This window comes from Streptomyces sparsus, assembly GCF_054776295.1.
The window spans coordinates 1-12,529 of the sequence record NZ_BAAHCA010000061.1 but is presented as its reverse complement, the minus strand read 5'-3'; the positions used below and the strand labels follow the sequence as shown (position 1 = coordinate 12,529).

Annotated in this window: 10 protein-coding genes and 2 pseudogenes; 6 read left to right on the top strand and 6 right to left on the bottom strand. The window is 70.4% G+C overall.

Annotated features, from left to right (window positions below):
* Positions 1–65: 65 nt before the first annotated feature.
* Positions 66–1,778, bottom strand: a complete 1,713-nt coding sequence (locus tag ACYVE9_RS06315) for a serine/threonine-protein kinase (protein WP_461026723.1) — start codon at positions 1,776–1,778, stop codon at positions 66–68.
* A 202-nt stretch (positions 1,779–1,980) separates the two neighbouring features.
* Between ACYVE9_RS06315 and ACYVE9_RS06310 the strand changes: the two genes are divergently transcribed.
* The gene (locus ACYVE9_RS06310; protein WP_461026722.1) at positions 1,981–2,442 is read left to right on the top strand and encodes a hypothetical protein; all 462 of its coding nucleotides are present in this window, start codon (positions 1,981–1,983) and stop codon (positions 2,440–2,442) included.
* A 133-nt stretch (positions 2,443–2,575) separates the two neighbouring features.
* Here ACYVE9_RS06310 and ACYVE9_RS06305 read toward each other — a convergent pair.
* Positions 2,576–2,788: pseudogene (locus ACYVE9_RS06305) on the bottom strand (IS481 family transposase); the annotation flags it as partial.
* A 64-nt stretch (positions 2,789–2,852) separates the two neighbouring features.
* Positions 2,853–3,551 (bottom strand): TetR/AcrR family transcriptional regulator, encoded by a 699-nt coding sequence (locus tag ACYVE9_RS06300; RefSeq protein WP_461026721.1) that lies wholly within the window; start codon positions 3,549–3,551, stop codon positions 2,853–2,855.
* A gap of 385 nt (positions 3,552–3,936) precedes the next feature.
* Between ACYVE9_RS06300 and ACYVE9_RS06295 the strand changes: the two genes are divergently transcribed.
* The 3 genes from ACYVE9_RS06295 (at position 3,937) to ACYVE9_RS06285 (ending at position 7,155) form a co-directional block, all read left to right on the top strand.
* Positions 3,937–5,430, top strand: a complete 1,494-nt coding sequence (locus ACYVE9_RS06295; protein ID WP_461026720.1) for an MFS transporter — start codon at positions 3,937–3,939, stop codon at positions 5,428–5,430.
* An 86-nt stretch (positions 5,431–5,516) separates the two neighbouring features.
* Positions 5,517–6,287, top strand: coding sequence for an SDR family NAD(P)-dependent oxidoreductase (locus ACYVE9_RS06290; protein ID WP_461026719.1), 771 nt, complete (start codon positions 5,517–5,519; stop codon positions 6,285–6,287).
* 277 nt (positions 6,288–6,564) lie between these two features.
* Positions 6,565–7,155, top strand: a complete 591-nt coding sequence (locus ACYVE9_RS06285) for a TetR/AcrR family transcriptional regulator (RefSeq protein WP_461026718.1) — start codon at positions 6,565–6,567, stop codon at positions 7,153–7,155.
* Between the two features lie 11 nt (positions 7,156–7,166).
* Here ACYVE9_RS06285 and ACYVE9_RS06280 read toward each other — a convergent pair whose 3' ends face one another.
* Complete coding sequence (locus ACYVE9_RS06280) at positions 7,167–8,189, bottom strand: SMP-30/gluconolactonase/LRE family protein (protein ID WP_461026717.1); 1,023 nt, start codon at positions 8,187–8,189, stop codon at positions 7,167–7,169.
* 201 nt (positions 8,190–8,390) lie between these two features.
* Between ACYVE9_RS06280 and ACYVE9_RS06275 the strand changes: the two genes are divergently transcribed.
* Positions 8,391–10,235 (top strand): flavin-containing monooxygenase, encoded by a 1,845-nt coding sequence (locus ACYVE9_RS06275; RefSeq protein WP_461026716.1) that lies wholly within the window; start codon positions 8,391–8,393, stop codon positions 10,233–10,235.
* Positions 10,236–10,362: 127 nt separating this feature from the next.
* Here the strand turns inward: ACYVE9_RS06275 and ACYVE9_RS06270 are convergent, their stop codons facing one another.
* Positions 10,363–11,136: a GntR family transcriptional regulator gene (locus ACYVE9_RS06270; RefSeq protein WP_461026715.1), complete on the bottom strand. Its 774-nt coding sequence runs from the start codon at positions 11,134–11,136 to the stop codon at positions 10,363–10,365.
* Positions 11,137–11,289: 153 nt separating this feature from the next.
* A complete protein-coding gene (locus ACYVE9_RS06265; RefSeq protein ID WP_461026714.1) occupies positions 11,290–12,060 on the bottom strand; it encodes a hypothetical protein in 771 nt (256 codons plus the stop codon).
* Positions 12,061–12,182: 122 nt separating this feature from the next.
* Between ACYVE9_RS06265 and ACYVE9_RS06260 the strand changes: the two are divergent.
* A pseudogene (locus ACYVE9_RS06260) lies at positions 12,183–12,529 on the top strand (hypothetical protein); the annotation flags it as partial.

The window sequence follows — 12,529 nt, the reverse complement described above, 5'->3', positions numbered from 1 at the left end:
CGGCGGCGAGCACCGCCGGCCGGGCGGCCCCCGCACCCGGTCGGCGGAAGCCGCCCTCGACGGGCTCAGCGCTCCGCCGGCACCACCCTGGTCACCTTGCCGTCGAGGTCGGCCTGGACGTAGCCGCCGCCGTGGGCGTCGGCCAGGTACACGGCCAGCCGGAGCGGCGTGTCGAAGGTGTCGTTGGCCTGGTCGACGAGCAGATAGCGGGAGGTGGGTCTGTCGACCCCCAGGTCCTTCTCCGCTCTCGCCACCAGGTCGGGGACGACGTCCCAGTCGAAGTCGTCCAGGTCGAACGGCAGGTCCCCGCCCGAGAGGGAGCCGCTGATGGGGCCCTTGTCCACGCCCTCGCCCGGGCGGTAGGACCAGGTGTCGTACCGTATGTCGCTGCCTTCCACCATCGTCCACACGGCCACGTGTTCCGGGTACACGACCAGATGACCGACCCGGTCCGTGCCCGTTGCCGCCTTGATCTCCGTGATCGCTCCGCGGATGCCGTCAGGCGTGAGCAGCCCGCCCGCGCCGAGCGGAGACGGCGGAGCGGCGTCATGAGCCGGCGTGGACGTGGGCGCGGGGGACGAGGAGGACGAGGCGCCGGCCAGGGACGGAACCTTCCGGTGCTGGGGGTCCGAGCCGGTGGTGCTGTCGCCGTCCGGCAGCAGCGCCCAGACCAGCACACCGGCCAGGAGGGTCCCGGTGAGTGACGAGGCGACGGCGAGGTGCCGCCGGACGTGCCGCCGCTTCGGACGTTCCGGCGTCACCTCCCGGCCCGCCGACCGGTCCTGCGGCTGCGGCGCGGACCCGCTCGGGGCGTCCGGGGCTCGGCGCGAGTCGTCCGCCGCCCCTGCCCCTGCCCCGGTCGGGTCCGTCCCGTCCTCCACGGGAGGCGCCAGTCGGTACGACGTGGTCTCGCCACCCGCCGACGGCACGGAAAGCCCGCCGTCCGCCACCGATGCCAGCATCCGGTCGACATCCTCGGCCGTGGGTCTGGCTTCCGTCTCCCGGACGAGCACCGCGGTCAGTACCGGTGTCAGCGGACCGGCCCGGCGTGGCGGTGGCACCTCGTCACCGAGGACGGCCGCCAGCGTCGCGAGCGTCGTGCCGCGCCGCAGCGGATGGTGGCCCTCCACCGCCACGTACAGCATCATCGCCAGTGACCACAGGTCGGAGCCGGGCCCGCCTTCCTCGCCCTTGACCCGCTCGGGTGCCATGTAGTCGGGCGTTCCGATGAGGGACCCGGTGGCCGTCAGCACGGTCGACTCGCGGATCGCGGCGATGCCGAAGTCGGTGAGGACGGGGCGTCCGTCGGGACGCAGGAGCACGTTCGCGGGCTTCACGTCCCGGTGCTGGATACCGGCCTCGTGTGCGGCGCGCAGCGCGGCCAGCACCTCCCGCCCGAGCCGGGCGGCCTCGACGGGAGTCATCGGGCCCTCCGCGAGCCGGTCGGCGAGCGACCCGCCGGTGACCAGCTCCATGACGAGCCAGGGGTAGGCGTCGTCGCCGCCGTCCACGGCGTGGTGGATCACGACCACGTTGGGATGCTGGACCCTGGCCAGCGCCCGCGCTTCCCGCAGCACCCGCGCCCGCAGCAGCCGTGCCGCGTCCGGGTCGTACTCGGAGAGCCCCGGATCGGGCGGCCGGACCTCCTTCAGCGCGACGGCCCGGTCCAGGACGGTGTCGCGTGCCCGCCACACCGTCCCCATACCGCCGCCGCCGAGCCGCCCCTCCAACTCGAACCGGCCGTCGATCACCCGTCTCGCGGGTCCCCCGTCGCTCATGGCGGGAGCCTAAGGGACACGGGTGACTCCGTCGGGCTCAGCGGCGGCCGCGGGCCCCGGCCGGCGCGGTCCGACACGGCAGGTCGCCCGCATGGCGCGGGGGGGGGGCGGGCCCGGTACCGGGGCCCGTCCCCTCGGTGAGCCGATCCACCGACCAGTACCCCCTGACGGCCTGCGGCCTCGTGGATGGAAGCCTGGCCGGATGGACACGTTCGCGGATCGGCTCGACGGCTGGGGGAAGTGGTGGGAGGCCGCCATCGAAGCGGCGCAGGAGGGTCGTTGGGTCCGTGACGCGGTCGAACGGCAGGTGATCAGGGACATCCGCGCCGCCACCGACCCCCTCCACGGTGGGCGTTCCGCCCCGTTCACGGGGGACTCGTGGCACGTGCGCATCGGGAGGATCGCGAACTGGGCCGGAGTGGTGCGGCTGGCGGCCCGGTCGGGCGGCTGGGTGCTCGAACCGGTCGCCGGGCGCAACCCGCCGACCCCTGCCGGCATGTCCGAGCTGCTGTCCGGCATCCACGCGGTCGGTGAGCAGGGCGAGATCTGGATGAGGCAGCTGCTGAGGGGGGAGCTGCCCGCAGAGGACGAGATCGCGAAGGCCGAGGGTTTCCTCACCGGGCCGGGGTCCATCGAGGACCTTGAGCTCTTCTTCTACGACTGAGCGGCTGCCTCTGTCTCGTCACCGCCGGGTTCGAAGCCCACCGGACAGGTCGCGCGAGGGTGCGCAGGTGTGGTACCTCCACGTTGCGGCCCAGGAGCGCGGCGGTGGTCTGCCCAGCGTCGCCCATGGACCGGCTCGGCCGGTCCAAATGTGTGAGCCTTGCCAGACCGAAGCGAGTCAGCAGGCGATGGACGGTAGAGGGGACCAGTCCGAGCAGGTGTGCGATGCAGCCCGGTCCCCACCGGCGGGCAAGGTGGACCTTGGTGATCTGCCGCTCGGTCCGGGTGGGTCTTCGGCCGGGGCTGCGGTGCGGACGCGAGGAGTGGTCAGTCATCCCGGCCTCGCCCGCCCACGAACCCCGCGGCACGTAACGGCGCGAGCGAGGTGCCTCGCTGGGAAAGTGGAGTGGGTCACGGGGCCTGGTGCGCCAGTCCGTGTGTCCTCGCTTCCCCCTCCCTGCCCCTCGACTCGGTGACCGGCGCGGTCCACAGCCCGACGATGGCGTCGATCAACCCGGTGGCGGTGTCGTTCCAGGACGGCCAGGACAGTGGCCTGCCGGTGGAGAGGGCACGCTCGCGCTCAACGCACATCTGCACGATCAGATGGCGGGCCATGAGCCCGCGACTGGCGTGCACCTCGGGAGGCAGCGCCGGCAGGCAGGCGTTCAGGTTGCTCAGGAGTTGCTGCAGTGACGGGGAGGCGAGAGGTCCCTCGGCGATGATCTCGTACAGAGCCGGGTCGGCGACCACCTGCGCGCTGAAGCGGGCGTACCAGGTGGGGCTGCCCAGGGCTTCCATGTGTTCGGTGACCGGGCGGACCAGGCAGGCCACCCAGTCTCGAAGGTCCGTGGAAGTCCCCGCTTCGGTAACCAGCCGGGCGCGGATCTGCTCGATCTGCTCGGCGTGCCTGCGGGCGATCGCGCGGACCAGGTCGGTCTTGGTGCCGAAGTGGTAGTTCACAGCGCCGGTGTTGCCCTGGCCTGCGGCCTCGCTGATCTGGCGGTTGGCGACAGCGTGGACACCGTGCTCGGCGAACAGCCGCTCACCCGCTGCCAGGATTGCCTCCCGGGTGGCCTCGACCTTCTCCTCGCGCACCCTTCTACCAGCCATGAAGATCACCATTCCGAGACGTCATGCGCCCTCTGCCGACCGGATTCCGGTGTCACCGAAGGTCTCCCTCCGAGGCCGTGCGGCCCCGTAGGGGCAGCCTACTGAGCAGGGCGCCAGGTCGTCGGCCCGCAGTCCGGAGCCCGGCGGGCCGGAGAGGCTGGGACCGCGACGAGCCGAGCGTTCGCGATCACAGAAGTCCCCGTAACCGCACCACTGTCGCGGCACAGCCCCGAAGCCGCCCAGGTCCCAGGAGCGGCCCCGCGTTCGCCCAGCCTCCTGCGTCCTGGCCGGGCTTGACTGGGAGGTCGACCACTGATTAATTAAATCAACGAGGTGATTTAAAAGCCTCATCGTTCCTACCCCCGCAGACGGAGGCTCTGCCTACATGTCCGACAGCCCTGCTCGACCGGGCGGAGCCGGCAACTCCGTGGCCCTGCGACCGAACGTCGCAGTGGCGGTTCTGGCCTTCGCCGGGATCGTGGTCTCGCTCATGCAGACCTTGATCATCCCGTTGGTTCCGCAGCTCCCGGTGCTGCTGGATGCTTCGGCCTCCAACACCGCTTGGGCAGTCACCGTCACCCTGCTCGCCTCCGCCGTCGCCACCCCGGTCGTCGGCCGTCTCGGAGACATGTACGGCAAACGCCGCATGCTGCTCGTGAGCCTGGCCGCGCTGACGGCCGGCTCCGTCCTGTGCGCCCTGGCCGACTCCCTGACGCCGATGATCGTCGGCCGCGCCCTACAGGGCCTGTCCGCCGGTGTGATCCCGCTCGGCATCAGCATCATGCGCGACGAACTCCCTGTCGAGAAGCTCCCCTCCGCCACCGCGGTGATGAGCGCCTCGCTCGGCGTGGGCGGTGCACTCGGTCTGCCCGCCGCCGCGCTGATCGCCGACAACGTCGACTGGCATTTCCTGTTCTGGGTCTCCACCGTCTTCGGAGCCGTTGCCACAGCGCTGGTCGTGGCCTTCGTACCGGAATCCCGGGTACGCGCCGGCGGCCGGTTCGACATGATCGGCGCGCTCGGGCTGTCGGCCGCACTGGTCTCGCTGCTGCTGGCCATCTCCAAGGGCGCCGGCTGGGGCTGGACCAGTGGCACGACACTGGGGTTGCTGGTTGCGGGAGTCACCTGCCTGATCGCCTGGGGCTCGCACCAGCTCCGGACCCGCCATGCGCTGGTGGACCTACGGGTCGCCGCCCGCAAGCAGGTGCTCTTCACCAACCTCGCGTCCATGGCGTTCGGGTGCTCGATGTTCGCCATGTCACTGGTGATCCCGCAGCTGCTGCAGCTGCCCGAGACCACCGGTTACGGTCTCGGCCAGACGCTGCTCGTCTCCGGCCTGGTGCTGGCTCCGCAGGGCCTGGTGATGTTCGCCACGGCCCCGCTGTCCGCCCGTGTCACCCGAGCCCACGGCCCGAAGCTCACCCTGATGCTCGGCGCCTCGATCGTGGCCGTCGGCTACGTCCTCAACACCCTGCTGATGTCCGAGATCTGGCACCTCGTGCTGGTCTCCTGCGTCATCGGCGCCGGCGTCGGACTGGCCTACGGTGCCATGCCCGCCCTGGTCATGGGGGCCGTGCCCGTCTCCGAGACAGCAGCCGCCAACAGCCTCAACACTCTGATGCGCGCCATCGGCACCACGGTCTCCAGCGCGATCGCCGGCGTCGTCCTCTCCCAGATGACCACGGCTTTCGGTCACACCGCCCTGCCGTCGGAGAACGGCTTCCGCACCGTCATGTTCATCGGCGCCGGAACCGCAGTGCTCGCCCTGGCCGCCGCTTCCTTCATCCCCCGACAGCGGCCCCTCGCCGCAGGCACAGGGCACGACGCGGCACACACACCGACCGCGCCCGCGTCCTCGACCGCCGACGTCAGGGCGTAGCACCTCACGAGGCGCCGGTCGTCGTCAACACTGGGGAGGGCCGGTGAACGTTCCCCCGAGCAGAACCGAGAACAAGGAGCACCACCATGTCCAGCACCACCGGATTGGCCGGACGCAGCGTCATCGTCACGGGTGCGGGAGCCGGCATCGGCCGCGCAACCGCCCTGCGATTCGCACAGGAAGGGGCGCGAGTCCTCGTCGCGGACCTCAACGGGACAAGCGCCGCGGAAACCCTCCAGGAGATCGAGGACAACGGCGGCACCGGCGTCGTGGTCGTCGGCGACCTCAGTGACCAGCGCACGGTCGACACCGTCATCGACCGGGCCGTCGAGTCCCTCGGCGGCGTGGACATCCTGGTCAACAACGCCGGTGTCATGGACCGCATGTCCGCCCTCGGCGAGACCGACGACGCCGAATGGGAACGGGTCATCCGTATCAACCTCACCGCCCCCTTCCTGCTCACCCGCGCGGTGCTGCCGCACATGCTCGCAGCCGGACACGGTTCGATCGTTTTCACCGCCTCGGAAGCGGGGCTGCGCGGCGGAGCCGCCGGCGCCGCCTACACCGCCTCCAAGCACGGCATCGTCGGCCTGGTCAAGAACCTTGCCGTCATGTACCGCAAGCAGAACATCCGGGCCAACGCCATCGCCCCCGGCCCCACCTCCACCGGCATCCACGTCGACTCCCGCCCCGACGCCCACGGTCCCGGTGTCGTCGGCCCACTCATCCGGAGCAACATCGGCCGGATGGGCAGCGCCGAAGAACAGGCCGAGGCCATCATCTACCTCAGTTCGGACGCCGCCAGCTTCGTCAACGGCGTGGTGCTGCCGGTCGACGACGCCTGGGCCGCCGTCTGACACCGCCGAATCCTCTGCCTCGCCGCCGCCATGCCTCATCGCACGCACCCCGCAAGTGGCAGGTCCGGCTGAGGAGCCGTCTCGGGCGTCGGGGCCGCCTCGTCGGTGCGGAATGCGCACCAGCCGGCGGCCGAGTGCGGTCGCTGTCGCCAAGCGGCCCGACGACGACCATGAAGCGGCTGGCGTGTGGGCACCGGCAATAGCGACAGTGGTCGCAGCGCCGGCGGCGGAAGGAGCCGCCACCCGCCGCTGCGCTGTCGGCCGGTACCCTTTCGGGATGACCCAGCCCATCGGGCCTGCCGACCGGCGGCCGGCGAATCACGGGCCGAAGGTGGCCGGCCGTAACCGGAACGCTCTGATCGTCGCCGCGCGAGAGGTCTACGCGGCCTGCGGGCTGGACGCTCCGCTGTCCGCGATCGCGCGTCGCGCGGGGGTCGGACAAGGCGTCCTCTACCGGCATTTCCCCGACCGGACGGCCCTGGTGATGGCGGTCCTGGAAGAGAACGTCCAGCAGGTCGAGCAGGCGGCCGCAGTGGAGGGCGCGCATTTCACCGACGTTCTCGGCGTGCTGACCTGGCACATAACGGAGTCGGCTGCCTTCCTGGGCCTGCTGCACGCCCACCGGGCCACCGGCCACTCAGATGCCTTCGCGCACGCCTTACTCCTTTCTGACCGGGTCGAGTCCGCCCTGCGGCAACACCTGCCGACGGACCATCGGCTCAGCGCGGCGAACGACCTGATGCTGGCCGTTGCCATGGTCTCCGGCGCCGTCAGCGGCCCCACCCGTGAGACGCGGGAAGTCCGAGCGCATGCCGCATGGCGGTTGCTCGGCGTCGAGGTGGGACCGGTGCGGCCCTTCGCAGGGTGAGACCGGGGGCATCAGCCCCCGTTGGACTGCCGGATGCCCTTCGCCAGTGCCTCGAAGGTGTACAGGTAGCCGCCGGCCGGTCCACTGACGGTCATGTACGCCTTGGTCCCACCGGGCGTGATCGCCACGTTTGTCGCCGACTCGAGCTCTTCGGTGCGGGCGGGAAGCTCGATGGTCGCCAGGTGCTCACCGTGCTTGTCGTACACGGCCATCGCGGCCCGGCCGTGCAGCGCCTGGTAGAGATTGCCGTCCGCGTCCACCGCGATCGAATCCGTCTGGGCGATCCCGCCGTCCACCCGGACGGCGGTGTGCCGGGAAGCCAGGTTTCCCTCCCCGTCGAGACGGAGGTAGGAGATCCGGTTCTGTGTGAGTTCGCTGACCCACAATCCCTGATAGCCCGTGTCGAAGGAGATTCCGTTCGGGGAGGCCAGATCACCGACGAGGACGGTGGATTTCTTGCCGTCCCTTTCGATCCGCACCACACGCCCCCGCGCATCGCCTGTGGACAGGCTGCGGGAGTCGCTGACGTACAGATTCCCCTCCTTGTCGAAGGCGATGTCGTCGGGATTCATCTTCGCTCCGTCGACTTCGCCGGAGAAGAAGGTCCGCGGGTCGCTTCCGTCCGGGGCAAGGCTGACGACCTCACCGTGCAGGTAGTCGGTCAGGTAGACACGGCCGTCGTACGGGCTGAACTGTGCTGAGGTGTAGGCTCCCCGCCCGTCCGTGTGAAGCGCCCGTGACCTCTTCTTCCTCACGTCGACACTCATCACCTTCGGCTCCCCTTCGGGCGCGGTGACGTCGACGACAAGCAGGTTGCCCTTCTTGTCGAAGGTCGGACCTTCGAGCAGGGTCATCCCGGTTGCTTCGTGCACCTTCGTCAACTGCATGACCTTGTGTGCGCGGATGGTCCTGTCCGCACCGGCGGCGGCCGGTGTGCCGTCGGCGGAACGCATCGTCTCCGTACCGCATCCGGTGAGCGTCAGCATGCCGACGGTGGCAAGCACGGCGAGGGGGCGAACCGGGAAGCGTCGCATGAGGGGATCACTCTTTCTGTCTGCGGTATGCGGGGGCGCCTGAGGGCCGGGCGGTTCGTGCACCCCGCAGGGGGCACGCAGGCGCCTCGCACGGGTGTCGTCACTCACCCGCGCCACAACCGGACAACACTGTCCGGTACTTGCTACGGTAGCGGACGGCCGCTCGCCCGGGTGGCCGATCGATTGGAGTGAGACCCCCACATGACGACCACTCAACCGACGGACCCCGGCGGAATCGCCGCACTGAGGAAGCGCTATCACCTCGAACGCGAACGGCGCGTACGGCCCGATGGCGCTCGCCAGTACCTCGCCCCCCAGGCCGAGTTCCGCTACTACGCCACCGACCCCTACGCGGGTGAAACGGTCGAGCGCGAGCCGCTTCAGGACACCGTCGACGTCGCCGTGGTCGGTGGCGGATTCGGCGGCATCCTCGCCGGAGCGCGGATGCGGCAACAGGACGTGGGACGCGTCCGGATCGTTGAAAAGGGCAGTGACTTCGGCGGCACCTGGTACTGGAACCGCTACCCGGGCATCCACTGCGACATCGAGTCACACGTCTACCTGCCGATGCTCGACGAGACCGGCTATGTACCGGAGTGGAAGTACGCCCCCGGCGAGGAGATCCGCCGCCACGCCATGCGCATCGCGCAGAAGTACGACCTCTACCCGGACGCCCTGTTCTCCACCGCCGTCACCTCACTTACCTGGAACGAGGCGACCGAGACATGGGTCGTGGCCACCGACCGCGGTGACGCGTTCCGCGCCACGTACGTCGTCACCGCCACCGGCACCCTGTCCGAGCCCAAGCTGCCCGGCATACCTGGCATCGAGACCTTCCAAGGACGCACCTTCCACACCTCGCGCTGGGACTACAGCTACACGGGCGGCACGCCGGACGGCGGCATGACCGGCCTCACCGACAAGCGCGTAGGCATTGTGGGTACCGGCGCCACCGGTATCCAGGCCATCCCGATGCTGGCCGAGGACGCCCGGCATCTCTACGTGTTCCAGCGCACCCCCTCCAGCGTGGACGTGCGCGCCAACCGCCGCACCACCGCGGAGGACGTCGGAGCCGACCACGAGGGCTGGGCCCGTGAGCGCCGCGAGAACTTCCTCCGCCTCGTCTCCGGCGAGACGGCCGGCCAAGACCTGGTGAGCGACGGTTGGACCGCCTCGGCCGGACTCCTGGAGAAACTGCTGCCAAGCTTCCGCCGCAACAACAGGGGGACTGCCTACGAAGCCGCCTACGAGATGGCCGATGCCGCGAAGATGAACCAACTTCGCGCACGGGTCGAGCAGACCGTCACCGACCCGGAGACGGCGGAGAAGCTCAAACCCTGGTATCGATATGCCTGCAAGCGGCCCACGTTCTCCGACAAGTACTACGCGGCGTTCAACCGTGACAACGTCTCCCTGGTCGACACCGCGGACACCCATGGCATCGAGCGCGTCACCGAACACGGAGTCGTCGTCGGCAGCGACACGTACGAGCTCGACTGCCTGATCTTCGCCACAGGATTCTCCGTCGGAGTCTCCGGAACACTGTCCGGCAGGCTTCCCGTCCACGGCCGAGGCGGCACCCAACTCCTGCACGAGTGGGGGCAGCGGGGCCCTCGGACCCTGCACGGTTTCACCAGCAACGGCTTCCCGAACCTGATCCACATGGGAAGCCTGCACAACGCCAGCAGCGTCAACTTCACCCACGTGCTCGACGAGCAAGCCGTACACGCCGCCGCCCTCGTCGCGGCGGCCGAAAGCGAGTGCGCGCTCATCGAACCGTCGCGCGAAGCCGAGGACGCCTGGATGCAGGTTATGGCCGAGGACGCCCCTGACCACGAATGGTTCCACGCCGAGTGCACCCCCGGCTACTACAACCGCGAAGGGCTCGGCCGACCGAACACCGCCAGCGCCTACCCCCACGGCGCCGTGGCCTTCCATGAACTACTCAAGCGGTGGCGCACGGAACGCATCGTCGAGGTCCTGCAGGCCAAGGCCGTCGTCCAGACGTCCTGTCCAGGCACGTCGGTGACGGGCGACACGCTGTGAGAGGTCCTTGCAGGAGAAGTGGGCCTTCTGGCTCCGGTGTGGACTTCGCAATCCACACTCAACCCAGAAGGCCCGCACCTCTTCGAGCACCCACCACGCGTGTCACTAGCCTCTCCGAACAACACAGCTAGGCGTTGGTCTCCGAGGCTGTCGGGGCGAACGCGATGGCGTACTCCAGCCGCCACCGGTCGGCGCGCAGCACGGTGTCCGACGTCTCCACCGGGCGCCCGGCGGCGTCGTAGTGGGTGCGTTCGACGACCGTCACGCACTGCCCGGGTGAGCAGCCCAGCGCCTCCGACTCCGGGCTGGTGGCCGGCCGGGAGCCGACGAGCTCCGCGGCGCGCACCACGCGGATGCCGATCGCCGCGAACCGGCCGCGGACCCCGCGCCGGGCGTAGGGGCCGCGCTCCGGGTGCACCACGTCGGTGCCGCCGGTGAGGGCCAGCGGTTCCCAGCTGGTGGAGAGCTGGAGCGGTTGCCGGTCGGCGAGGTACTCGTAGCTGGTGCACGTGACGGGCCCGCCGACGTCCATGGCGAGCCGCTCGGCGACCTTGGGGGTCGCCGTGGTGCTGCTGGAGTGGGCCTCCCACAGCAGGTCGCACGGTTCGTCCCCGGAGCTGATCCGGGCTGCGAACGGTGAGTCGACGGCGCTGGTGGTGCGCAGCAGTGTGCCGAGCGCGGCCCGGTCGGCGACGAACACGCCGCGTCCGAACTGCCCTTCGGCGTAGCCGGCGGCCTTCAGCACCCGGACAGCGCGGTCCACCGTCTGGTCGCTGGCGCGGTAGACCTGCTTCAGCTCGGACCGGGGCGGGATGCGCGTCCCGACGGGGAGCGCGCCGTCGTCGATCCGGCGGCGCAGATCGTCGGCGATCCGCTGGTAGACCGGCCTGGTGTCGTCCATGCAGGCTCCCTTCTCGAGTCGGAAAGGCTAGGTACACAGGCGCGGCTGGGTACCTAGGTCGCCTTATCAGGATCTGCCGGATCTGACCGGCGGTGCCAGGCAGGAGCCAGCAGGACGCGGGCAATCAAACTCACCCGTCCGAGTGAGCGCGCGTCAGCCGGCCCGGTGTGCGCCGTGTTTCTCGCCCGGCGGCGCGGGCGCCGGCGGGGTCGGTGGCGGCGCGGACGCCGTACGGGTCACGTCGGCGACCAGTTCCACTACGTCGGGGCCGTACGCGGCGGAGTTGACCACCTTCAGCAGCAGGCAGAAGTTGCCGTTCGGGCCGTGCTTGCGCGCCAGCCGCGTGTGGTGCCTCGCCAGGTAGCGGGCCGCGGCCTGGTTGGTGACGGACCGTTGACCGCACAGCAGGAACACCGGCCGCGCGTCCTGCCCGGCCGTGAGCCGGGCCAGCAGCACGTACTCGGTGGTGCCGCTCTCCAGCCGGTAGCGTTCGCTGCCGATGGTGAAGCAGCCGCGGTCGGGGCCCGGATCGGGCTCGGTGTTGATCCGCACGCCCGGCAGCAGTGAGGACAGGTGGGCCGCCGACCGACGGTTCGACACCGGCCCGCCGACGCGGAACTCGGTGCGCTCGCCGAAGCCCTGCTGCGCGGTGTCTGCGGAGAGCACCTGCACATGGGAGCGGCAGTCCTGCACCAGGGCCGAGAGTTCGAGCAGCGCGAAGACGTCGTTGCGGGCGACCGCCCCGTCGCCGCCCGCGTCGCGGTTCACCACCAGCAGGCACTCGGAGTTGTCCGGCAGCCCGAGGAAGCGCTGCTTGCGGCGGAGCTTGCGCCGCCACAGCAACGTCCGCACGCACCAGCCGAGTCCGGCGCCGAGCGCGGCGGTGACCAGCCCCAGGATGATGTCCCGCACCGTGTCGTCCATGGGGCGGGAGCCTAACCGCACGGCGCTCACCCGTTCGAGACCCGGGAACGCGTTCAGCGAGGAAAACTCGCTGTAGCCTTCCCGTAACCGGTTCTGTAACACGACGGGTGTGGGATGCGGTCATGACGGATGGGCCACCCCGCCGCCGACTGCCCGACGCCGTGGTCGGTTTCGCAGCGGATCTGCGCGCGCTCGTCGCGCTGCTCGATCCCGCGAGCGGTTGGTACGGCGTCTTCGCGCAGCGGGATCCGGGCGGGGTGCGGGCCTGCCTCGACGGCACCGAAGTGCCGCCGTGGGACGTGGTCGAGGCGCTGCTGGCGGACATCACCACCGGCTACGGCGCCGAGACCGCCGCCCACTACGACGCGCGGCTGCGGCACGGCCACGCCCGGGCGGTCGCCGCACACGACCGCGAGCTGTGCGGCCGGGAGGGCCTGGAGCAGCGGCTGGCCACGATGGTCAACGCCCG

Bases quoted from the DNA above. Each gene is read 5' to 3' on its own strand.
- ACYVE9_RS06315 (WP_461026723.1), bottom strand. From the start codon at position 1,778: ATGAGCGACGGGGGACCCGCGAGACGGGTGATCGACGGCCGGTTCGAG.
- ACYVE9_RS06310 (WP_461026722.1), top strand. From the start codon at position 1,981: ATGGACACGTTCGCGGATCGGCTCGACGGCTGGGGGAAGTGGTGGGAG.
- ACYVE9_RS06300 (WP_461026721.1), bottom strand. From the start codon at position 3,551: ATGGCTGGTAGAAGGGTGCGCGAGGAGAAGGTCGAGGCCACCCGGGAG.
- ACYVE9_RS06295 (WP_461026720.1), top strand. From the start codon at position 3,937: ATGTCCGACAGCCCTGCTCGACCGGGCGGAGCCGGCAACTCCGTGGCC.
- ACYVE9_RS06290 (WP_461026719.1), top strand. From the start codon at position 5,517: ATGTCCAGCACCACCGGATTGGCCGGACGCAGCGTCATCGTCACGGGT.
- ACYVE9_RS06285 (WP_461026718.1), top strand. From the start codon at position 6,565: ATGACCCAGCCCATCGGGCCTGCCGACCGGCGGCCGGCGAATCACGGG.
- ACYVE9_RS06280 (WP_461026717.1), bottom strand. From the start codon at position 8,189: ATGCGACGCTTCCCGGTTCGCCCCCTCGCCGTGCTTGCCACCGTCGGC.
- ACYVE9_RS06275 (WP_461026716.1), top strand. From the start codon at position 8,391: ATGACGACCACTCAACCGACGGACCCCGGCGGAATCGCCGCACTGAGG.
- ACYVE9_RS06270 (WP_461026715.1), bottom strand. From the start codon at position 11,136: ATGGACGACACCAGGCCGGTCTACCAGCGGATCGCCGACGATCTGCGC.
- ACYVE9_RS06265 (WP_461026714.1), bottom strand. From the start codon at position 12,060: ATGGACGACACGGTGCGGGACATCATCCTGGGGCTGGTCACCGCCGCG.